General features: G+C 66.0%; 14 protein-coding genes and 1 pseudogene. 5 read left to right on the top strand and 10 right to left on the bottom strand.

Annotation, left to right across the window (positions count from 1 at the left end):
* The 4 genes from ON44_RS04510 to ON44_RS04495 form a co-directional block, all read right to left on the bottom strand.
* Positions 1 to 2909 (bottom strand): non-ribosomal peptide synthetase (locus ON44_RS04510; RefSeq protein ID WP_040686520.1); only part of this gene is annotated, 2909 nt, incomplete at its 3' end.
* 126 nt (positions 2910 to 3035) lie between these two features.
* Complete coding sequence (locus ON44_RS04505; protein ID WP_040686527.1) at positions 3036 to 10349, bottom strand: non-ribosomal peptide synthetase; 7314 nt, start codon at positions 10347 to 10349, stop codon at positions 3036 to 3038.
* 247 nt (positions 10350 to 10596) lie between these two features.
* Complete coding sequence (locus tag ON44_RS04500; protein ID WP_040686519.1) at positions 10597 to 11580, bottom strand: helix-turn-helix domain-containing protein; 984 nt, start codon at positions 11578 to 11580, stop codon at positions 10597 to 10599.
* 73 nt (positions 11581 to 11653) lie between these two features.
* Positions 11654 to 12481 carry a M23 family metallopeptidase gene (locus tag ON44_RS04495; protein ID WP_051181512.1) on the bottom strand — a complete coding sequence of 276 codons (828 nt, stop codon included), beginning with the start codon at positions 12479 to 12481 and terminating at the stop codon, positions 11654 to 11656.
* A gap of 215 nt (positions 12482 to 12696) precedes the next feature.
* Here ON44_RS04495 and ON44_RS04490 point away from each other — a divergent pair, with 215 nt between their 5' ends.
* The 3 genes from ON44_RS04490 (at position 12697) to ON44_RS04480 (ending at position 14834) form a co-directional block, all read left to right on the top strand.
* Positions 12697 to 13761, top strand: coding sequence for a nitronate monooxygenase (locus ON44_RS04490; protein WP_174414989.1), 1065 nt, complete (start codon positions 12697 to 12699; stop codon positions 13759 to 13761).
* A gap of 60 nt (positions 13762 to 13821) precedes the next feature.
* On the top strand, positions 13822 to 14214 hold the full coding sequence (locus ON44_RS04485) for an SCO5389 family protein (RefSeq protein ID WP_040686518.1): 393 nt from the start codon (positions 13822 to 13824) through the stop codon (positions 14212 to 14214).
* 71 nt (positions 14215 to 14285) lie between these two features.
* Complete coding sequence (locus ON44_RS04480) at positions 14286 to 14834, top strand: hypothetical protein (protein WP_040686517.1); 549 nt, start codon at positions 14286 to 14288, stop codon at positions 14832 to 14834.
* A 16-nt stretch (positions 14835 to 14850) separates the two neighbouring features.
* Here the strand turns inward: ON44_RS04480 and ON44_RS04475 are convergent, their stop codons facing one another.
* From ON44_RS04475 to ON44_RS04450, 6 genes are all read right to left on the bottom strand, one after another.
* Positions 14851 to 16488, bottom strand: a complete 1638-nt coding sequence (locus ON44_RS04475) for a long-chain fatty acid--CoA ligase (protein WP_040686516.1) — start codon at positions 16486 to 16488, stop codon at positions 14851 to 14853.
* Between the two features lie 219 nt (positions 16489 to 16707).
* A complete protein-coding gene (locus ON44_RS04470; RefSeq protein ID WP_083897650.1) occupies positions 16708 to 17820 on the bottom strand; it encodes a cation diffusion facilitator family transporter in 1113 nt (370 codons plus the stop codon).
* Positions 17817 to 18212 carry an ArsR/SmtB family transcription factor gene (locus tag ON44_RS04465; RefSeq protein WP_040686515.1) on the bottom strand — a complete coding sequence of 132 codons (396 nt, stop codon included), beginning with the start codon at positions 18210 to 18212 and terminating at the stop codon, positions 17817 to 17819. The genes ON44_RS04470 and ON44_RS04465 overlap by 4 nt, the downstream gene beginning before the upstream one ends.
* A 133-nt stretch (positions 18213 to 18345) precedes the next feature.
* On the bottom strand, positions 18346 to 18777 hold the full coding sequence (locus ON44_RS54375) for a C40 family peptidase (protein ID WP_040686523.1): 432 nt from the start codon (positions 18775 to 18777) through the stop codon (positions 18346 to 18348).
* A 1324-nt stretch (positions 18778 to 20101) separates the two neighbouring features.
* Positions 20102 to 20950, bottom strand: a complete 849-nt coding sequence (locus ON44_RS46480; RefSeq protein WP_051181505.1) for a hypothetical protein — start codon at positions 20948 to 20950, stop codon at positions 20102 to 20104.
* Complete coding sequence (locus tag ON44_RS04450; protein WP_157187047.1) at positions 20950 to 21675, bottom strand: ParA family protein; 726 nt, start codon at positions 21673 to 21675, stop codon at positions 20950 to 20952. The genes ON44_RS46480 and ON44_RS04450 overlap by 1 nt, the downstream gene beginning before the upstream one ends.
* A gap of 471 nt (positions 21676 to 22146) precedes the next feature.
* Between ON44_RS04450 and ON44_RS52310 the strand changes: the two are divergent.
* Positions 22147 to 22443, top strand: a pseudogene (locus tag ON44_RS52310) (acyl-CoA dehydrogenase family protein); the annotation flags it as partial.
* A 99-nt stretch (positions 22444 to 22542) separates the two neighbouring features.
* A complete protein-coding gene (locus ON44_RS04440; protein WP_218007519.1) occupies positions 22543 to 23391 on the top strand; it encodes a DUF1542 domain-containing protein in 849 nt (282 codons plus the stop codon).
* Positions 23392 to 24039: the final 648 nt, after the last annotated feature.

Raw genomic sequence — 24039 nt, 5'->3', positions numbered from 1 at the left:
GACAATCCCACCTGGAACAGCGGATGCCGCGCGGTCGAGCGAACCGGATTCAACACCTCGACGAGTCGTTCGAACGGCACATCGGCATTGGCGAAGGCCCCTAGATCCGTCTCACGCTGCCGGGCGAGCAGTTCGGTGAACGGTGCGGATTCATCGACTCGGGTCCGGAACACCAGGGTATTGACGAACATGCCGATCAGATCGTCCAGCGCCGCCTCACCGCGACCGGCCATGGGTGTACCGACGGCAATGTCATCGGTGCCCGACAACCTGGCCAGCAGTACCGCCAATGCCGCGTGCACGACCATGAACAGCGTCGCGCCCTCGACGCGCGCCAATTCGACCAGCGCGCGGTGGGTTTCGGCATCGATGTGCACCGGAACCTTGCCACCGGCGAAGGACTGCACCGGGGGCCGTGGCCGATCCGTCGGCAGATCCAGCTGATCGGGCAGTTCCGCGAGTTCGTCCCGCCAGTAGGCAATCTGTCCGGCCGCCAAAGACTCCGGATCATCCTCGCGACCCAGCAGCTCGCGCTGCCAGATGCTGTAATCCGCGTATTGCACCGGCAGCGGTGTCCAGCCGGGCGCGGAACCGGCCGCCCGTGCGGCATAGGCGGTCATCAGATCTCGCGTCAACGGCCCCATCGAGGTTCCGTCACCGGCGATATGGTGCACCACCAGCGCCAATACGAATTCGGTAGGCGCGTTATCGACCTCGAACAAGCCGACCCGCAGCGGCACCTCGGCGGTTACCTCGAATGTAGTCGAAAGTAGTTCGCGCACAGTCGATTCGAGCTGCTCGGCGGCAACCGTCCGGACCGTCAACTCGGGCACCGATTGGTCGGCGGGCAGGATGAGCTGCACCGGACCGGCATCGGTGTGGGGATATACCGTCCGCAGGACCTCGTGTCGCGCGACCAGATCCGCGACCGCGGCCTGCAGCGCGGCCACATCCAACGCGCCACTCAAACGCACCGCGATCGGAATGTTGTAGGCCGCCGATCCGGTATCGAACCGGTTCAGGAACCACATCCGCTGCTGCGCCAGCGACAGCGGAATCGCCTCCGGACGCGGACCGGCGACCAACGCCTTGCGGTCACCCGCCCCCGCGTGTTCGGCCACCGCGGCGGCCAGCCCAGCCACGGTAGGCGTCTCGAAAAGCAGACGCACCGGAATCCTGGCATCCAGCGCGGCGCCGAGGCGCGCCATCAACTGGGTGCCGATCAGCGAGTTGCCGCCGAGTTCGAAGAAGTCGTCATCGGCACCGACCGGCACATCGAGCGCGAGAACGCCGGCGAAGAGTTCGGCGACTACCGGCTCGATCGCCCCCGACGGCGCGCGGAAGGTCTTGGTACGCAACTGCGGTGCGGGCAGCGCCCGCCGATCCAACTTGCCGACCGGGGTCAGCGGGATCTCATCGAGCACCATAATGGCGCTCGGCACCATATGGGCGGGCAGTTTGCGCCCGGCCAACTCGGTCAATTCCGCGGTATCGATGGCGACCCCATCGACAGCACGCACATACGACACCAGAATCGTCGCACCGCTGTCCTGTTCGTGACCGATGGTGACCACGAAGTCAACGGCGTCGTGCGCGGCGAGCACCGCATCGATCTCACCGAGTTCGATCCGGAAGCCACGAATCTTCACCTGGAAATCGTTGCGCCCCAGGTATTCCAGCTCCCGCTCGGCCGTCCAGCGCACCAGATCGCCGGTGCGATAGAGCCGCGAACCCGGCTCACCGAACGGATCGGCCACGAACCGAGCGGCGGTCAGTCCCGGTCGTTCGTGATAGCCGCGAGCCACCTGCGCACCGGAAATATAGAGTTCGCCGACGACTCGGCCCGGCACCGGCGCGAGCTCCTCGTCCAGCACATATTCGGTGATCCCGCGGATCGGCCCACCGATGGTCACCGGTTCGCCCGGCACCAGCGGTGCGCTGATATTCGTCATGATCGTGGTCTCGGTCGGCCCGTATCCATTGAAGAATTCCCGGGTGCGGCCATCCGCGATCGGTAATACCCAGCGCTGCACCAACTCCGGTGGGCAGGCCTCACCGCCCGCGACCACGACGCGCAATTCGTCCAGCCCGTCGGCGGGCAGCGAGGCGAGCGCGGCCGGGGTGATGAAGGCGTGGGTCACCCGCTCCCGGCGCAGCAGCGCGGCCAGTTCCGCGCCGCCGTACACCGTCGGTGCGGCGACCACCATGGTCGCGCCCCGGCTCAGTGCGAGCAGCAATTCCAATACCGACGCGTCGAAAGAGGGCGAAGCGAAATGCAGTGTGCGCGAATCGGCGGTCAGCGTATAGCGTTCGCGCTGCTCATCACAGAAATTCGACAACCCGGCCTGGGTGACGACCACACCCTTCGGCGTTCCGGTCGATCCGGAGGTGTAGATGACATAGGCCGGATGCTCGGCGCGCAATTGCCGGATCCGATCCGTGTAGGTGATCGGTTCCGCCGAATATGCCGCGATGTCCGAGGTATCGATGGCGAGCCATTCCGGGCCGTCGGGCAGGTCCACCGCCGCGACGGTGAGGCCGAGTGCCGCACCGGAATCCGACAGCATGTGCGCGATGCGATCGGCGGGATAGTTCGGGTCGACGGGCACGAATCCGGCACCGGCCTTGGCGATCGCCCACACCGCGACAATCGATTCCACCGACCGTGGCATACCGACCGCGACCAAATCCTCCGGCCCGATACCGCGCTCGATCAGCAAGCGCGCCAATCGGTTCGACCGATCATCGAGTTCGGCATAACTCGACTGCGCCAATGTCGCTGTGGCATCCGCGAAGACGATCGCGGGTCCGGCCGGATTGGCCTCGACGGCGGTGGTGAGCAATTGCGGCAGGGTCTTGATCCGCGGGCGTCGAGTCCGGTTGGGCCGCTCGCGATTCGGCCGCGTCATGCGCCGACCCCCTGTCGCGCACCGTGCGCGAATCCCAACACACCTTCGAACAAGCCGAGCATTTCCGGGACTACTTCCTAGCTTTTGTCGTTACATCTCGATCACCCCCCATGCACCGTCATCTACTCAGCTCGACACCACCGGCAGCAGCTCATCCAACGGCACGATCTCGGCCGATTCGGGCACCACGACCTCGGCGGATGTGCCCTGCTCGAGCACTACCGCCCGCAGATCCGCCAGCTGGGCCGTATCGATGGCGGCCAGCGCGGCCCGATCGGCGATCAGATGCGTCACCCACTCCTCGGCGAGCGACGCACCCAGGTCTTCAGCACCCGGCACCACGATCAGCCCCGCCCCGGTGGCACCGGCACTCACCACCTCCAGCAGCGTCGCCGCCGAATCGGAGCGGCCGTGCTGGAAGGTGCGCGATTCGAAGGTCAGGTCGGTGCGGACACGCAGGCGATCGGCCGCGGTGGCCAGCTCGTCGTAGCTCATCCGCACCCCGGTCGCGGCAATGACGAGGGCCGGATCGGACCCGCTGAGCACCGCGGTCCGATTCGCGTGGTTCACCGGTCGCAGTGATTGTGCGGAGATTTCGGCGCTGGTCGCCGCGTCGTCGAGGCGCAGCCATTCGATGCCGTCACCGATCGGACTTGCCTCGGTGGTCAACCCGATCCGCACCGATGGCTCATCCGGTATCGGAGCCTCGTCCGCAGGCAGCAGTACCAGCGCAGCGCCCGTCTTGAGCACCGCCCACGCGGCCACCGCCCAGTCGGGACCGCGCTCCAGCCGGATCGCGACCCCCGTCCCCGGACCGCAACCGCGCCCGATCAGCACCCTGGCCAGCTGAGACGACTTGGCATCGAGTTTGCGATAGGGCATTTCCTCCTCGCCCCACACCAGTGCGGGCGCATCCGGATCATCCTCCACCGCGGCAGTCAGCAGGTGGGTCAGCTCGGTGCCGTCGGTGGCGGTCGTGGCATCGGTCGCGGTGCGAACCGGATCCTGCTCGTCGACAATATCGATGCCGCCGATGCGCACGCCCGGATCGGCGACGACCGCGGTCAGAATGCGCTCCAGCATGCGCCCGAGCCCGCGCACCGTCGATTCCTCGAAAAGTTCTGTGGCGTAGGTGAATACCGTGACCAGCTCATCCGGCGTCCCATCCGCCTGTAGGCGCGGTTCGACGACCACCTGCAGATCGAACTTCGCGACGACATCGCCCGCATCCAACGCCGCGACGGTGAGTCCCGGCAGCTCCAGACTCGGCTGTTCCAGATTCTGGAAGACGAGCATCACCTGGAACAACGGACGTCCGGGCGCGATCACCTCGACCACCCGCTCGAACGGCAGATCCGCATGCGCGAATGCCGCCAGATCCGTCGCACGCGTCTGCTCGACCAATTCGTCGAATGCCATACCGCGCTCGACCGATGTGCGCAGCGTCAGCGTATTGACGAACATGCCGACCAGCTCGTCCAGCGCCCGTTGACCGCGCCCGGCAATCGGCGTGCCGATGGCGATATCCGAACCACCGGATAGCCGGGCGAGCAGGACGGCCAGGGCCGCGTGCACCACCATGAACACCGAGGATCGATGCTCACGCGCGATCCGGACGAGACCCTCGTGCACCTCGGCGGGCATGGTCCACCCGACCGATGCGCCACGCCCCGACGCCGCCACCGGACGTTGACGATCCAGCGGCAACACCGGTGCGCTCGACAGACCGGCGAGCTGCGCACGCCAGTACGCCAATTGTCCTGCGGCCACCGAGTTCTCGTCGTCATCGGTGCCGATGACCTTGCGCTGCCAGAGTGCGAAATCCGCGTATTGAACCGGAAGCGGCGACCAGCCGGGGGCCGCACCGGCCACGCGGGCGAGATAGGCGGTCACCAGATCTCGAGCCAATGGGGCGAGCGAAGCACCGTCGGCCGAAATGTGGTGCACCACAACAACGAGCACATACTCGTCCCCGTCTGCCAATAGTCGAGCCCGCACCGGAACAGCTTCGGTCACATCGAATCCGGCCGACACCAGCTCGACGACCCGACCGAGCACATCGGTGGTGGTCTCGACCTCGAGTCCGTCGGGCAGCACCTCGCCGGCAGGCAGAATCTCCTGATACGCCTGCCCACCGGTATCTGCCGTGGGGAATCGGGTGCGCAGCGCCTCGTGCCGCGCCAGCACGTCCTCGACGGCCAGGCGCAATGCCGCGACATCGAGCTCGCCGGTCAGCCGGATCGCGAACGGCAGATTGTATGCCGGAGATTCCGGATCGATCCGATTGAGCACCCACATCCGTTGCTGGGCAAGGGAAAGCGGCACCTGCTCCGGGCGCTCGGTCCGTGTCAGCGGTACGCGCGCGGCAGCGGCACGGCCCGCACCGGGGATGATTCCGGCGGCGAGTGCGGCGACGGTCGAAGTCTCGAAAAGATCGCGCACGGCGACATTCGTATCAAGCGCATCGTTGATTCGCGCAACGACCCTGGTAGCCAGCAGCGAATTACCGCCGAGTGCGAAGTAGTCGTCATCGAGCCCGACCCGCTCGATGCCCAGCACCTCGGCGAAGACGGCGGCGACGATCTCCTGCGTCGGGGTGATCGGAGCGCGGAACTCGCGTGCGGTGAAGGTCGGCGCGGGCAGTGCCTTGCGATCCAGCTTGCCGCTGGTATTCAGCGGGAAAGCAGCCAGCACCACAATGGCGGCCGGAACCATATAAGCCGGAAGCACTTCGGCCACCGCGGTCCGCAATTCCTGCGGCTCGGCCTGCTGCCCCGGCTGTGGCACCACATATCCGACGAGCTGATCGCCCGACTGCACAACCATTGCCGCGGCTTGGCTGACCGAGGGCTGGGCGAGTAGCGCGGTCTCGATCTCGCCGAGTTCGATGCGCTGACCACGGAATTTCACCTGGAAGTCGCTGCGTCCCAAGTACTCCAGGCGGCGCGGTTCCGCACGCCACACGACGAGATCACCGGTGCGGTACATCCGCGCCCCGGTGGTGAACGGGTCGGCGACGAAGCGATCCGCCGTGAGATCCGGTCGCGTGACGTACCCGCGCGCCAGCTGCGTACCAGCCAAATACAGCTCGCCGACCACCCCCGCGGGCACCGGCCGCAATCGCGAATCCAGCACGTATACCTGCGAATTCCACTGCGGCAGGCCGATCGGCACGGTGGTCTGCTCGATGGCGTCCGCGCGCCATGCGGTAATCGACACCGCCGCTTCGGTCGGCCCGTACAGGTTGTGCACCGCGGCATCCGATACCGCACGCATCGCGGTCACCGTCTCCGGCGGCAATGCCTCGCCGATCACGAAGATATCGCGCAGTGTCGGGCAGGACCCGGGCGTCAGATGTGCAGCGAATACCGTCAACATCGACGGCACGAAGTCGGTGACGGTGACTCGCTGCGCGGCAATCGCTTCCGCCAGGTACGCCGGATCGCGATGACCATCGGGCGTGGCCACTACCAGCTTCGCATTCACGCGCAACGGCATGAAGTACCCCCACAGGGATACGTCGAATGTGGTGGCGGTCTTCTGCAGGTACACATCATCGGGACCGAGCGGATAGTGTGCGAGCATCCACTCGATCTGGTTGTTGATGGCCGCGTGGGTGACCGCAACACCTTTCGGGCGACCGGTGGAACCCGAGGTGAAGATGACGTACGCGGGATTGTCGGGCGAAACCGGCCGCAGCAGTTCGGCCGGCAGCACCGGATCCCCCGAGAATGCCGACAGCTCAACGGTATCCAGATACACAACCGGCGTATCGCCCAATTCAACAGCATCAGCCGTCGTGGTCAGCACACAGACAGGTGCGGCGGTATCGAGGATATGCGCGATCCGCTCCCCCGGATGATCCGGATCCAACGGCACATACGCACCACCGGCCGTCACGATCGCATACATGCCGACCACCAGGTCGAGCGAACGCCGAACCGCCAGTCCCACCAGCGCTTCCGCACCAACGCCCCGCTGGATCAACAGCCGGGCGAGCCGATTGACCCGCTCGTCGAACTCGCGATACGTCAGCGTCGCGTAGCGACTCGTTGGGGGGTGGTGGTCGGGCGACGGGTGGGCCAGTTCGGTCCCTTCGTAGGCCACCGCGACCGCATCCGGATGCGCCGCCACGGCACGGCGATATCCGTCGAGCAGCAGTTCCGGCACCACCGGGTGCGCGGTGTCGTTCCACTCCCACAGCATCCGCTGCCGTTCAGCGGGCGCGAGCAGCTCGAGCTCCCCGACCACGCGGTGTGGATCCACGGCCACCGCGCCCAGCACCCGATTCAGGCGCTGCGCGAAACCGGCCACCGTCGCCTCGTCGAAAAGGTCGGTGGCATAGGTGAACGACGCCGCGAGACCGTTCGCCGCACCATGGTCCTCGCGCGGTACGACGGTCAGCTCGAGATCGAACTTCGCCTGCACGACACCCAGATCGATGCCGGAAATGGTGAGGCCGGGCAGCTCCAGTTCAGGCCGGTCCATGTTCTGGAAGGTCAGCATCACCTGGAACAGCGGATGCCGCGCCATCGAGCGCACCGGATCGAGCAGCTCGACCAGTCGCTCGAACGGCACATCCGCATGTCCGAAGGCCGCCACATCGGCCCGCCGGAAGTTACGCAGCAAATCGTCGAACGATAGTTCGGGGTCGACCTCGCCACGCAGCACCAGCGTATTGACGAACATTCCGATCACATTGTCGAGTGCGGCATCCCCACGACCGGCAACAGGGGTTCCGACGGCGATATCGGTGGTCCCGGCAAGTCGGGACAGCAGCACCGCGAGCGCCGCGTGCACCACCATGAACAGCGTCGAATGATGTTCGCGGGCAATCCGTTCGAGCGCCGTATGCACCTCGGCATCGATCTCGAAGGCGAAGACGGCGCCGCGGCTGGACAGCACCGCCGGTCGCGGCCGATCGGTGGGTAGCGCCATTTGCTCGGGCAGTCCGGCCAATTCGGTGCGCCAGAAGGCGATCTGCTGAGCCAGCAGTGATTCCGCGTCGTCTTCCGCACCGAGCACCGCCCGCTGCCAAATCGCGTAATCGGCGTACTGCACGTCGAGCGGCTGCCACTGCGGGCGCGCACCACCCGATCGAATCGAATAGGCGGTCATCAGATCCCGCGCCAGCGGCCCCATGGAGAAACCGTCGGCCGCGATGTGGTGCACCACGCACACCAGCACCTGCTCTGATTCGCCGAGCCGCACCAGACGTAGTCGAATCGGCGGCGCGACGGCGACATCGAAACCGGCGACGGCCGCCGCGATGACCAGGTCGGGCAACTCGGCCGCACTCGCGGACACGATCTCGAGCTCCGGCACCGCACGGGCATCATCGATCGGCAATACGACCTGAATACCCTCGCCATCGATCTCCGGATACACCGTCCGCAGCACCTCGTGCCGCCCCACCAGATCTCGCGCCGCCGAACGCAGCGCCTCGACGTCGAGCACCCCGGACAACCGCACCGCCAGCGGAATGTTGTTGACGCCGCTGGTCGGGTCGAAGCGGTTCAGGAACCACATGCGCTGCTGTGCGTACGAAAGCGGAATCCGATCCGGACGCGGCTGCGCGCTCAAAGCATGTCCGGACGCCGCGAGTACTGTCACCCGTTGCGCGAGTTCGGCGACTCCGGGGGCCTCGAATACCAACTGCACCGGCACCCGCGTGCCCAGCGCGGTGCCGATCCGCGCGGCGGCCTGCGCGGCCAGCAGCGAGTTGCCGCCGAGTTCGAAGAAGTCGTCATCGACACCGACGTCCACGCCGTCGGCGAGCAATAGCGCCGCGTACACCTCGGCGACGACCTGCTCTTCCCGCGTGGACGGCGCGCGGAACTCCCGCACCTCGAAAACCGGATCGGGCAGCGCGTCGCGATCCAGCTTGCCCACCGGCGTCAGCGGCAGTTCGTCGAGCACCACAATGGCCGTGGGCACCATGTACTTGGGTAGCGATCGCTCCAGTGTCGCGACGAGTTCGGCGGTATCCACGACGGCATCGGTGCGTGGCAGCACGTACGAGACGAGCGCGGTTGTGCCCGAAGGCAAGGTCTTGCCGAGCGTGGCCGCGAAATCCACATCCGGATGCGCGGTGAGCGCGTTGTCGATCTCCCCGAGTTCGATACGCAGACCGCGGATCTTGACCTGGAAATCGGATCGACCCAGGTATTCCAGTACGCCGGTTTCGGTGCGCCGCACCAGATCTCCGGTGCGATACAGCCGCGCACCCGGTGCACCGGCTTCCGCACCGAACGGGCTGGCCACGAACCTTTCCGCGGTCAGTCCGGGCCGTCCGAGGTAGCCCTGCGCCAGCGCGGGTCCGCCCAGATACAACTCGCCGACAACGCCCGAAGGCACGGGCCGCAAGCGCGAATCGAGCACAAAGGCGCCGACCCCGGCGACGGTGCCGCCGAGGGTGACCGGTGCGCCGGGTTCCATCTGCCCGGTCGTGACCATGACCGTGACCTCGGTCGGGCCATAGGCATTGAAGACGGCCCGCCCGTCCCCCGCCCAGCGCTCGACGAGTTCGACACCGAGCCTGTCGCCACCGGCCACCACGGCCCGCAGTTCGTCCAACCCGGCCGGATCGACCGATTCCAGCGCACCCGGGGTGATCAGCAGATGGGTAACCCGTTCCCGGCGCAGCAGATCCGCGAGCTCGACACCACCGAATACCGTCGGCGGCGCGATCACCAGAGTCGCCCCCGCCGAGAACGTGAAAAGCATCTCCATCAGCGAGAAGTCGAAGCTCGGCGAACTCAGGTGCGTCACCCGTGAATCGCCCGTCAGCGCATACCGCTGACCGTTCGCGGCCAACCCGGCCAACCCGGCGTGCGTGACCACGACGCCCTTCGGTCGTCCGGTGGAGCCGGAGGTGTAGATGACATAGGCCGGATGCCGCTCGTCGAGGCGCCGAACCCGATCGGCATAGGAGACGGGCCGCTCCGGCTGCGCGGCGATCTGCGCGGCCACCACTGGATCATCGAGTTCGATCCAATCGACCGATGTGCCCAAATCAACCGATGAGCCCAGCACCGCGCGATGCGCCGCAGTGGTCAGGCCGAGCGCAGCGCCGGAATCCGACACCATATGCGCGATCCGCTCCGCGGGGTAGGCCGGATCCACCGGGACATAGGCCGCGCCCGTCTTCGCGATCGCCCACACCGCGAGAACGGACTCGACCGATCGGGCCAGCGCGGTAGCCACAATGTCACCGGGGCCGATGCCGCGTGTTATGAGTTCCCAGGCCAGCCGCGAGGACGCCTCGTCGAATTCGCGATAGGTCAACTCGCGTTGGTCGGCCGGATCACCGGTCGGGTTGAAGCGAACCGCCACCGCATCGGCGGCGGATTCGACGGCGGCGGTGAGCAGTTGACCGAAGAGTGGGGTGCCGGCTCGGCGCCGACGGTTGGTCCGAACAGATCGACTCGCTCTATCCATTCCCAACCATTCGCCTTTCACATCTAGCACATGGCAGAGTCGAACAACCGCACACGGAATTCCGCCGCCGCATTCGCTCCTACGCAACGCAATCGGGTAATCGTATTGGCGAGAGCTAACTATCCGCGAATACGGAGTGCGTGGTGCTACCTCCGAATCCGTTGCGACACAAGCCCTCAAACATCCCGGGACACTGATCGTTCAGCATTCGTCCTACGTTGTCCACTCGAGCGTTCACTTGCTCGAGCTATAGCCATCCTCGCCTGGTCGCCTGCACGCCCGCCTGGAACCGGGTGCTCGCGCCGAGCCGCTCCAGCAGCCGCGCCGTGCGCCGGACCACGGTTCGACGCGACATACCGAGTCGGCGAGCGATGGTGTCATCGGTCGCACCCAGGCCCATCAGGGTCAGAATCGCCTTATCCCGCTCGTCGAGTTCGTCGGCGGACGGATTCACCGAAATCGGCGCCGCCAGCGACCACAGCACATCGAAAGTCTTCACCAGCAACCGCAATCCGGGCGATCCGGTAATGCGCAGACCCATCGGATCCGGGCGGCGCTCGTCCGCGTGCAGGACCAGGCTCGCCCGCTCGTCATCACTGATGATCAGCTTGAACGGCGGTTCGGGCAAGGTGCGCGCCTGTGCCCCACTGGCATTGGTGGACAGCGCGTGCCGCAACCTTTCCGCATCCTGGTAAATAGTGTCCTGATATAGCGTCTGGTAGCGAATACCGTCACCGATCCGAGAGCGCTTGAGCAGGAACAGCTGTCGCTCGCGTTCCGGATCGCTGAGATAGGGACCGCGTTCGATCACCTTGACCGTGTTGCGGGCCGAGGTCTGGACCTCCTCGAAATCCGCGAGCATCTCCAGGCGTTCGAAAACCGGCACGATCGCGCCATTGGTGCGCGGTGAGCGGCGCACCGATCGGAACGTCTCGCTCAGTCGCGCGGCCGCGGCGTGCATCTGGTTGATCTCGTGCTGCCTGCGCCGCGCCTCGGCCTCGGACAGCGATTCGGGGGCGTGCGCATCCCAGATGGCCTCGCCGTCGGCGGACAGCTGACTGACCGCGGCCTGCAGGTCGGTCAATACCTCGAGCGATGCGGCGGCGGTCTCCTTCGAGACGCCAAGATATTCGGCCACCTCGCCCAGGCTGGATCGCGGATGATGCACCAGCACGGCGTAGGTCCGCCCATGCGGTGATCCAGGCTCGAAGATATCGCCCAGCGCACTCATCGCCTGAGCCTAACGACCGTACGGTCCCCACGGGACCGTTGTGATCGTCGGATTATCAAGCCGGGCAAGAAAATCAGTGCGCCGACGGGCCCCACTGCAGCGGGACACCCTTGGCTGCCAAGTACGGCATCGGGTCGACCTTGTTGCCGCCCTGATCCCAGATCTCCAGGTGCAGATGCGGTCCGGTCGAATTGCCGCGGTTGCCGACGGTGGCGATGACATCGCCCGCGTTCACATGCTGCCCGGCGTGCACGAACATCTCGTTGACATGGCCGTAGACCGCGATGGTTCCGTCGTCCTGCTGGACCCGCACCCACAGGCCGAAACCGGAGGCCGGGCCCGCCTCGATGACGGTGCCGCTGCTCACCGAGTGGATCGGCGCGCCGAGCTGATCGGCGAAGTCGAGGCCATAGTGGAATTCGCCCCAGCGGGAACCGAATCCGGAGCTGATCTCACCGGCGACCGGACGTACCGCGGGTGCCGGGGCGAACTGCTGCTGGGCGCCCTTGAGGACCTGTTCGACCTGGGCCAGCGGGCCCGCGATCTCCGGCGGCAGATTGCTGATGCCGAACGGATTGGCGACCGCGTCCGCGATCGGCGCGGCCACCGGAGTGGCTGCGTCGGCCTGCGCGACTTCGGCGACCGGGGCGGCGGCCTTGACCTCTTCGACAGGTAATTCCGCCGTGCCCTTGAACGTGATGGGCGCGGCGGCTTCCTCGTCCCCGTCGTGCGCACCCGGCAGGAGCGGGGCGGCAATGGCAGGCGCGACCTGGGCTGCGGTGCCGATGAGGGCGCCGGCGGCGACCGCGGCGCCAGCCGCGACCTTCACCCGGTCGGTGGTCGACGGCTCGGCGCGATGCCGCGTCGGCCGACCCACCACGCCGTCGCCGATGAGGCTCATGACGGTTATAGAACTGGGGCCTACCCGATGCTGCGACAAAGCTGGTCCTAGCGCTCGACCTACAGTGGCTCAACGGCTTCGAAAAGTTTGTAACGTTTCGGCATCCGTCGTGACGGGAACTCTACCCCGTCGTGACCATTCCGCAACCTTCTCGGGCAAAATTCCTGTTTAAGGCCTGGTCAGACATGCGGGTCGGCATCACGGAGCCGTGACCGATGCGCCACACTGAACCCGTGATCCTCAACGAGTTGAGCGTTCCGATCGTGCTGGCGCCGATGGCGGGCGGACCGTCCACGCCGGAATTGACCGCGGCGGTCTCCGCGGCGGGCGGCCTCGGCCTGCTGGCCGCCGGATATCTGACCGCGACCGACACCGCGGCGCGACTCGCGGCCACCCGCGAACTGACCACCGCGCCGTTCGGCGTCAACCTCTTCACCCCTGGCCCCGCCGCCGCACCCGAGGATTTCGCCGACTATCTCGCCGAGTTGGGGCGCACCCACGAGGTCGGCGTGCCGAAGTACGACACCGACGAATGGGACGCCAAGCTCGAGCTGCTGATCGATGCGCCCGTCGCGGTGGTCACCTTCACGTTCGGCTGCCCGAGCGCCGCCGAGGTCGCCCGATTGCACGAGGCCGGTTCGGAAGTGTGGGTGACGGTCACTTCGGCCGCCGAAGGTCACATCGCGGTCGAGGCGGGTGCCGATGTGTTGATCGCCCAGGGCGCGGAGGCAGGCGGGCATCGCGCCACCTTCATCGATCGTGTCGCGGATGATGCCACCGATCCACTCACCTTGCTCGCACTGCTGCAGATCCTCGGCGCGACCGTCGACCGGCCGATCGTGGCCACCGGCGGCATCACCACGGGGGCAGGCATCGCGGCAGCACTCGCGGCCGGCGCGGCGGCCGTGCAACTCGGGACCGTCTTCCTGCGCTCGCCGGAGGCGGGCACCAATCCTGTGCATCGCGCCGCGCTTGGCACCGACACCCCGACCATGCTGACCCGCGCCTTCACCGGCCGCCGGGCGCGCGGCCTGCGCAATCGGTTCATGGACGAACATTCCGCGACAGCACCGGCCGCCTATCCGGAAATCCATTACGCCACAGCGCCGTTGCGGACGGCGGCACGAGCGGCGGGCAATCCGGACGATGTGAACATGTGGGCTGGCCAGACCCACCCGCTGGCACCCGAGCTACCGGCTGGTGAACTGGTCCGCACCCTGGCCGCTGATGCGAAAACCGCGCTGACCACAGCACTTTCGGGACGAATCCAGTCTTGTTGACAACAGTTTCCGTTTAGAATCGAGGAGCATCGCAACAGCCATCCAGGTCAGGAGAGCGCTATGTCCCTCGATGTTCCCACCGCCCTACTCGAACGCGCCGAACGCGGCGAGGTCGACGACGCCGACTTCGTCGAGGTCGTGCGGGTCTCCCTCCCGTATGCCTGGGAGGTCGTCAGCCGGGTGGCCGGTGAGCTGCATTCCGGCACAGTCGAATACGCCGATAATGTCGTTGCCCCGCCCGATGAGGTGGCCCGTGGACAACTACTGCGCGCCATGGCCTCCGACGCCATCCGCGGCGGCCTGGAACGCCATTTCAAGGTGAAGCTCGCCTTCCAGAACTGCCACCGCGTCGCGGCCTTCCCGATCGCCGCCGTCGGCGGCGAAACATACACCACCTTCATCGGGACTCGCGCCCAACTGCTGAACCAGAGCCCCGAACTGCGCAACTGCTGATCAGCATCGCAAAACCTCGGCGCGGCACGGATTTTCCGGCCGCGCCGGGGTCGCGCGTAGTGTGAGCAGGCATGAGCGGCAACGATCTTCGCGACGAGATCGATCGGCGGCTGCATCCCTGGCTGCCGCAACTCGGCTCGGATCGCGGTGCGTACACCAACCATGTGCTGCGTGTGCTGGAGCTGTGCGATCTGCTCGACAGTGGCTCGGGCAGCCTGCCCAGCACCCGCGAGGAGTTCCGCACCGCCGCGGCCTTTCACGATCTGGGGATCTGGACCGCGGGCACTTTCGACTACCTGGCACCCTCTGCGGACCTCGCACTGCAATGGCTCGATCAGATCGACCGCGCCGACTTGGCGGACCTGGTCGTCGCAATGATCAACGACCACCACAAGATTCGCCCGGCAGGCGTCGACACCGACCCGATCGAAATCTTCCGCCGAGCCGATGCCATCGACGTCGAATACGGTCTGCTCGGTCGCTTCGGGATACCTCGTTCAACCTACCGCGAACTGGCGAAGCGGTACCCGGACAAGGGCTTCCACCGCCGGTTGGTCCAACTGGCCGCTGAACGAATCCGGACGCACCCCACCTCACCACTGCCGATGCTGAAGTGGTGAGGCGGGGCTTGGCGCGCTAGGACAGCGTGGTGACGGTGAGGTCGCCGTCGGCGTATTGGGCACGCAGGCGCTTCTTGTCGAACTTACCGACGCTGGTCTTGGGGACCTCCGCGATGAAAGTCCACCGTTCCGGCAGTTGCCATTTGGCGAACTTGTCGGCGAGGAAGTCGCGCAGTTCCTCCGGTTTGGCCTCGGTGCCTTCGGCGAGCACGATCGCGACGAGGGGGCGCTCGTCCCACTTCTCGTCCGGCACACCGATGACCGCGGCCTCGGCGACGGCCGGGTGGCCCATGACCGCATTCTCCAGATCGACCGAGGAGATCCATTCGCCGCCGGACTTGATGACATCCTTGGAGCGGTCGACCAGGGTGAGGTAGCCGTCCGGGCTGATCTTGCCGACATCGCCGGTACGCAGCCAGCCATTGTCGAACTTGTCGGGATCGATCACCGCGCCGTCCGGGGCGTAGTACGACCCGGTGATCCAGGGACCACGAACCTCCAACTCGCCCAGCGACTCTCCGTCATTGGGAACCACGCTGCCGTTATCTCCGACCAGGCGGGCCTGCACACTCGCCGGAAAACGGCCCTGGGTGAAGCGGTACTCCCACTCGTCCTCGCCGGTCACCCCGGCGGGCGGATGCGCGACGCTGCCGAGCGGGGACGTCTCGGTCATACCCCAGGCGTGCAGGATGCGTACGCCGTGCTTTTCCTGGAAGGCGCGCATCATCGACGGCGGCACCGCCGAACCGCCGACGACCACCGAACGCAGGTGCGAGATGTCCTGCGGCTTCGCGGCCAATCCGGCGAGTACGCCACCCCAAATGGTCGGGACGGCCGCGGCGAAGGTCGGCTTCTCGGTGGCCATCATTTCCAGCAGCGGACCGGGCTGCAGGAAGCGGTCGGGCATCAGGACATTCGCGCCCGACATCAGCGCCGCATACGGCAGGCCCCAGGCATTGGCATGGAACAGCGGGACGATGGCGAGCACATAGTCGCGGTTGGAGAAGCCCATGCTGGTCGGCTGGCACACCTGCATCGCGTGCAACCAGTTGGAGCGGTGCGAATACACCACGCCCTTGGGATCACCGGTGGTGCCGGAGGTGTAACACATTGCGGCGGCCGATCGTTCGTCGATCACCGGGAAGTCGAACGTATCCGGCTGCGCGGCGAGCAGTTCGGCGTAGGAGTGCACCTGGACGCCCTCGGGCGCCTGTAGCGCGGCGGCATCGCCATTGGCCACGATGACGTGGCGGACGGTCTTCAGATTGGGCAGGTACTGGGCGAACATCGGCACCAGCGTGCCGTCGACGATCACAACCTGGTCCTCGGCGTGATCGGCCACGAAGACGAGTTGCTCCGGAAAGAGCCGGATATTGAGCGCGTGCAGCACCGCGCCCATCGCGGGTACCGCGATGTAGGCGACCATATGCTCGTTGTTGTTCCACATGAAGGTGCCGACCCGATCGCCCTCACCAATTCCCAAGCCGCGCAAGGCATTTGCCAGGCGTGCCGATTCGGCGCCGAGCTCACGGTAGGTCATGGTGCGTACGCCGGTGCCGGTCCAGGTCGAGACGGTGGAATCGCCCATGAACGTCGATGCGTAGCGCAGCAACGTCGCCAGCGACAACGGCTCGTCCTGCATGGTGCTCAACATCGGTACTCCTTTTCTTCGGTGGCTACGGCGGCCTGCCGACCATGAGCCACATCACACCGGGGATGCTACCCAAGAGTAGGGCGCGCAGAAGGCCCGCTCGCCAATCTCATCAGCAGGCGGGTGCCATCAGTTGACCAGGCTGGGCCGCAATATCGCGAGGCGAGTCGAATGGCGGTTCACCCGGCCGAGAACCGCCATATGACTACGCTCGACGATCGGTCAGCCTGCGGAGTGGGCGGGGTAGGCGTGGACGAGGGCGGTGTCGAGTTTGGGCACGGCGTGGGTGAGGGTGTGCTCGGCGCCGTGGGCCAGGCGGTGCGCGTCGGCCAGGGTGATGCTCGGGGCGACATCCAGTTCGACATCCGCGTGCAGACGGTGGCCGATCCAGCGCATTCGAAGACTGCGCACGCCGAGCACACCGGGTTCGGCGACCAGCGCCTGCTCGGCGGTGCTCACCAGGGTGGGCTCGACGCCATCCATCAAGCGGCGGAACACATCTCGCGCGGCCGTGCGCAGTACAGCCAGAATCGCGATGGTAATCAGCAGTCCGACAACGGGATCGGCGAGCGGGAAGCCGAGCGCGACGCCACCAGCACCGATCAACACCGCCAATGAGGTGAATCCGTCCGTTCGCGCGTGCAATCCGTCGGCCACCAACGCCGCCGAACCGATCCGCCGCCCGACCCTGATCCGATACAGCGCGACGGTCTCGTTGCCGACAAACCCGATGAGTCCCGCCGCCGCAACCCAACTCAGATGCTGGATCTGCACCGGATCGATCAGCCTGCGCACCGCCTCGTACCCGGCGATGATCGCGGACAACGTGATCATCGCAACCACGAACAACCCGGCCAGATCCTCGGCCCGCCCGAATCCATAGGTATAGCGCCGCGTCGCCGCCCGCCGACCGAGGGCAAATGCGATCCACAGCGGCACCGCGGTCAGTGCATCGGAGAAGTTGTGAATGGTGTCGGCCGCCAACGCGACAGAACCGGAAGCCAGCACGATCAATACTTGGAGCACAGCGGTCAGCCCGAGCACCGCCAGGCTGATCTTCACCGCGCGGATCCCGATGGCGCTGGACTCCAACGCACCGTCGATGCTGTCGGCGGCGTCGTGACTGTGCGGTACGAAGATCTCGCGCAGCGCACCGCGCAATCCACCCGGATGATCATGGTCATGGTGCGCACCGTGCGAGTACGCATGGTCATGGTCATGGTCCGCGCCGCCCGAGTGCGCGTGTCCGTGGTCGTGGTCCGCGCCGTGCGTGTGTCCGTGGTGGTGACCGTGCGAAGTACTGTGCCAGCGTTCAGGATCGCGCTCGTGACTCATTCCGCCACCGCCTGATCCCGAGCAGGCAATTCGCGTATGGACCCCTCGCCGCGGTGATGCGGAGGTACACCGGGGCTCGCATGTTCGGCGTTGTACACCGCATCCACGACCAACTGGCGGACGTGTTCGTTCTCCAGGCTGTAGAAGATGGTGGTTCCGGCGCGGCGGGTCCGGACCAGACGAGCCATGCGCAGCTTGGCCAGATGTTGCGATACCGAGGGGCTGGGTTTACCGATATAACCGGCCAGATCATTGACCGAGAGCTCCCGGTCGACCAGCGCCCACAGGATCTGTACCCGGGTCGAGTCGGCCAGCATGCGGAAGACCTCGACGATCAGTCCGACCTGGTCCTCCGCAATCGGCAGCCGCAGTGGCTCGCTATCTGCATTCATACGCAGATAATAGGACTATGGTGCGTCAGATGGAACGGCCCTTCGGACCGGCCCGATGGCGACACCCCTGCACGGCCGCCGACAGACCGGTCCGCTCGAGCTCATCGGTTCAGTCGGTGCGACTCTTTCGCGGTCAGTACCGACGGGCGCCCGCGTAGGGCATCGAGGACATCGGCGACATGATCACGCCGGTCCCATAAGTCGAGGCGTGGATGACCTTGCCGTCACCGGCATAGAGGGCCGAGTGGCCGCCGTCGTAGAAGGACACCACGTCACCGGGCTCGAGCTCGTCCCGGGCGACCGGGGTGCCCGCGGACAGCTGCTCATAGCTGGTCCGCGGCACCTTCACTCCGGCCTGCTTATAAGACCACTGCACCAGCCCGGAGCAGTCGAAGGCATCCGGACCCGTCGCGCCCATGCTGTATCCGGTGCCGACCTTGCCGCGTGCCGCGTCGACGGCGATCGCACCGTGCGTGCGTTCCGGCGCCACCGCGGGCGCGGGTGGCGAGATCGGCGGCTTGATGCCGAGAAGACCGCTGAGGTACGCGATTTCGCCGCGGAACATGTCTGCGGGCACCGTAATCCCGGTCCCCGGAATCGTCGCGAGCGCCGGAGGCTCAGGGCCGGGAACCCCGGCCGGCACCGGAGCCGTCGAATGTTCGCCCCACGGAATCACCAAGGGTAGTGCGCGCTCCGCCCCCGGCGCAGACCGTTCCGCGCCAGGTATCGCGAGCGGAGCCGACCGCTCCCACCCGAGAACCCCGACGGGTATCGAGATTCGGACACCCGGAACCGCCAGCGGAATCGAAAGTTCCTTCCCGCGGGCCTCGACTGGCGCGATCTCCGGGACAGCGACCGGATGCTCGACCGCGGGAATCAGCGGGAGTTCCGAACGCTCGATACCCAGAGCCCGCAGGGGCACCGCGAGCGCGGAACCCGGAGCAGTCAGCGGTGCCGAAAGTTCCTTGCCCTGTATAGCGACGGGCGCCGCACCCGAAGGAGCGATGTAATTCTCAACCGCGGGAATCAGCGGAAGCGCCGAACGCTCGACACCCAGAGCCCGCAGCGGCACCGCGAGCGCGGAACCCGGAGCAGTCAGCGGAGCCGAAAGTTCCTTGCCCTGTGTCGCGACGGGCGCATCACACGAAGGAGCAACCTCAATAGTGGAAATCAATGGAAGTGCCGAACGCTCGATATTCAAAAACGCAAGGGGCGCGGAGAACTTCACACCTGGAATAGTCGGTGGAATCGAAAGTTCATTACTCGGAACGCCGAGGGGCACATCGAGTTCCACATCGGGAACCGCGAGTGGTGCCGAAGGTTCCTTCCCCGGAACTTCAGCTGGCGCGATTTCCGAAGGTGCGACGGAATCCGCTACCGCAGGAATCGGAGTGGGCAATGCAGGCCCATCCGTCGGAACTTCGATGCCGGGAATCGAAATCTGGTCCGGGACTTCGAATGTCCCGATACCCGGAATGGTCAGCGGTTGCGCTGACGCCTGACCTCCTGCGAGCAGTGTCGCGGCGATGGCCGCGCCTGCGATGACTCCCGCGCCGACGGCCCATGGGAGCACGCGCCGCAGGAAACGAGAATATCGACCCTCCGTAGTTGATGCCATGATCCGGTCCTCCGATGCTCTTATCGAAGTTCCTGGCCGGCCCGTGCGACGCCGCATTGCATTGGCGTGTAGGACTTCACCAAGACCTCGAATGAATTCGAAAACCATCACGGTGATCTTTAGTCCAGCGGATCCGAGCGCCATATTTCGCGCAATCCGCGCCAATTATGCGACACGACACGCGCATTGACGATAACAAAAGTGTAACTAAATCGAAATGCCCCGCAGCGGAACCGCTTCCGCAACGGGGCATTCCGACACCAAAAATGGCTCAGGCGATGATCTGCTCCTCGATTTGTTCGGCGAGAGTTCGCAGTTTCGCGGCGAATTCGCGCGCCGCCGCCGGATCATTGTTCGAGCCCTTGACAACTCGTCGCGTCAGCGCGGCGAACCGCGATTCCACCGCGGCGAACAGATCGACGGCCCGCTCGTTCGATTGATCCCGCAACTCCCCGCGCAGCCATGCCTGCAGCAATCCGACCACCTCGGCCTTGTCGAACCGCTCGGGCAGCAGCGCGACGGCCTCGCGGAGCTTGCCCGCGGTGACCTTCACATCGTCGACACCGGCGATCGTGGTGTACACGGTGACCGCCGCATCTTCGCCGTGCTGGGCGGCCACCGGCAGCAGTTCGCGAACCTGCCCCTCATTGATTGTGGGGGCGACCGGATGCAATTTGGCGGCGAGCGGCCAGGCTCGAATCAACTTGTGCGCGTATGACCGCTGCATATCCCAGCGCTGCTCCACATAATCGTCGAAGCTCGCGTGCCGATCCCGGTAGAGCCGACCGTCGCGCACGATTTGCAGCGCACGTCCGGCCGACCAGAAGGCGACCCGCAGGCCGTCGATCGAGGATTCACAGGCCGTCAACTGAGCCTGTTCGCGATCGTCGAGCGGCCCGTCCAGCGCGGTTTCGTTCGGCGCGGGCAGCGGCATCGTCAATACATTCGCCTCGACTGCCGGCGCGATCACCTCCAACGACGCCGCGCTCAGCGGACCCGTTCGCCACTCGGCATCCCGCAGCGGCGATACCGGCGGCGTGTGCTCGGCACTATCCGCCAACGGATTCGCGCCGCCGATCGAGCCCTTACCGATGGAACCTTTCCTACGCTGCGGAGGCATCAGGCAGGCACCTCCACCGCGACCCGGTACGGGCTCACCAACTCCTCGCCGACCTGCCGATATTCACCGAGATCCATAATCGGATTCTCGGCGCCCTCGCCGACCTCTCCGTCGGCCGCCTCCCGATACCACTTCCACGCGCTCAAATAGGATTCGAATACGTCATAGCCCGCATCCTCCAGATTTCCGCGCTGCGTGCGGTATTCGGTCGAGACATTCACACCGTTCTTCATCGTCACCGGCACCTTGGTCATCAGTACCCGGACCCGGATCTCGCGGCCGCTATCCGCCGCGGCCTCCTCGGCGGCCTTATAGGTACTCGGCACCCGCTTGACCTCCGATGGGCTGACACTGGTCAACAGAATCAGCTCATCGCTCTGCGGTATGGCGGCCTTGAATATCTCGGCCGACTCGCCACCGGCATCGACGATGATCACATCGAATTTCCCGGCATTATCGGTAATGCAGTCGTCGACATGCCGAGACGGGAAGGCGATCAGTTTGAACGGCACCTCGATGCCGCCCCTGAGCAGCCGCCGATACCAGGAATATCCGGTCTGACTGAGCGGGTCGGCGTCGATGACGAGCACGCGCAATTCGTGGACCTGCGCGAAATATGAGGCCAAGAAAAACGCTGATGTCGTCTTGCCGACGCCGCCTTTGAGATTTCCGAGCGTTATGACCAGCGGTTCGGGTAACTCCAGTGGCGCAACAGAATTCTTCATGGACAGTCCTCCGAGGGTGAGGAGTGCGACCGTGGCGACTACTTGCAGGTCGCTCGAAATGGTCAACTGTGGCGGGGCCAAGTTTCGCACAGCGGAGTTCAATTGCCGCTGATTGCGGACGTGCCATTTACTCGCGCGCGAGCGCAGTGCCCGATTTGGGCGGCCGAGCTGTGTCCAATTGGACACACCCGACCACCCTGTCGTGTCGCGGCGCCATCCGGGTGCACAGGTGACATGCCTGTTGACCCGATGCTCCCGACGCCGAAGCCCGCGACCCGATCGAGCTCACTCGAGATATCGCCGACAAGGTGCTCGAGCCACGCGTGGTCGAATCCGAGACACCCGGAACCTTTCCGGACGGCGCGGGGCGCACGAACCATCGGCGCATATAGCCTTCCGAAGCGAATGCCGGATTCGATGCGGCCGAGTTGCACCGTCGGGGCGCCGCGGTCCACTGAAAGCATGATAGTTGTTGTGGGACAAAGACTTTCGATCGCATTCAGCGCTCTGCGCTCGGGTCGACATTGCGGTGGCCGCGACGGGCCTCGCTCAGCGCGTCCTCGACGATGCCGTCGTCTATGCCAAGGAAACGGGGCTCCGGCCGCCACATCATCGACCACCAAGGCCTCGATTTCGTGCTCGCCGGTATGGCCGCCGCCGTGGATTCGGCGCGCGCGACCTATGCGCGAGGCCGAGGACATGCAGATTTTCGAGGGCACCAACCATGTCCAACGTCTGGTCATCGCCCGGCAGTTCGCTGGACAATAGACACGGCGGGTCACCGCCCGCCGCGAAGCTCAGCCGAGTCTCAGCAAGCCCCCAGTAAACTCGGGGCGACCTGGATCGATGCCGAAAGGGGCGCGAGCGATGCTGTGGATACTGATCGGCGTTGCGATCCTGCTCGCGGCGGCCTACGTCATCTATCAGACGCAACAGAGCAAACAGCGCGCGGCACAGAAGTTCGACGATGCGGCCGCCGACGCCAGGCAGATGATCGAGCGACTCGCGGGTCAGGTCTACAACCTCACCGGCAGCAATGAGGCGGCTAAGCAGGCACTCGCCGACGCTTCGGAGCGGCATATCGCGGCCGGCTCGCAGATCGAGCAAGCCCGCACGCCCGCGCAAGCGCGGCTGGCGAAGCAGACCGCGGTCGAGGGCATGTACTACATCCGCGCGGCGCGCACCGCGATGTTGATGGATCCAGGCCCGGTGATTCCGGCGCTGGACGGCCAGGACATCGCCGGGCGGGTCACCGAGAAGCGCGTCGTCGAATACGAGGGCCGTGACGTCGCTGCTTCGCCGAATCCCTCCACGGAAACGCCGAATTACTATCCGGGCGGGCGCGTCGCGGGGCGGCCGGTGCCCGCGGGCTGGTACTCCGAGCCGTGGTGGCGGCCCGCATTGATCGGCGGCGCTTGGGGTTTGGGTTCGGCGCTGCTGTTCTCGTCATTGTTCTCCGGAATGTCCGGGGTGGGGTATGACGCGCAGGGGTTCGAAAGTGGTTACGGCGAGGGGTATCAGGACGCGCTCGATGCGACGGGCGGGGATCAAGGGAACGACTCGGGTGATCAGGGCGGGTACTCCGACGATCAAGGTGGGTACAACTCGGGCGGCGGCGGGTTCGACGGCGGAAGTTTCGACGGGGGCGGGTTCGACGGGGGCGGGTTCGACGGGGGCGGGTTCGACGGGGGCGGGTTCGACGGGGGCGGGTTCTGACGGCGGGTTCTGACGGCGGGTTCTGACGGCGGGTTCTGACGGCGGGTTCTGACGGCGGGTTCTGACGGCGGGTTCTGACGGCGGGTTCTGACGGCGGGTTCTGACGGCCCGGCTGAGCGCGGGCCGATCCGAGCGGAGTTGCCCACGTGCGCGCAGGCCGATCCGACTGGAGTAACCAGACCCCGAATACAGCCCTTGACCACATGTCATTGTCTGAGACGGTTTACTTTCCGTACGCCTCGTGAACCCAGTCCTGCGCGCCACCTTCAGCCGCCCCGGTCTGCTGCTCCGAGCCCGTGGGCCGACTACATCATCGCCGTCGGTACCGAAAAACCCTGACGGATGGCAGAAGCCGACCTCACGCCGGGGGCCGACGCCCGGCGGAGGTCGGCTCCCCACCAGAGGCGACCGCGGGGTCGACATCTCCGGAGTCGCACACTCGGCGCACTCGCGAGCCGCGCCGAATCGACCGCACCAACAGTCTCAGACAGCAGCCCGACCTCGGTCAACCCTCAAACCGATCCAGACCTCATCACGCCCCCGACCAAATCGATGCGACCCACCCGCCCCCGACCCGGTAGACTCCCGGTCGTCCCAACCGGCGCCCCCGCGCCACCAGTTCAGCCCTCGTAGCTCAGGGGATAGAGC

The sequence above is a fragment of the Nocardia vinacea NBRC 16497 genome (assembly GCF_000308835.1).
GTDB classification, from domain to species: domain Bacteria; phylum Actinomycetota; class Actinomycetes; order Mycobacteriales; family Mycobacteriaceae; genus Nocardia; species Nocardia vinacea.
Note: the sequence above shows the minus strand (reverse complement) of the source record. Positions and strands in the feature narration are given on the sequence as shown.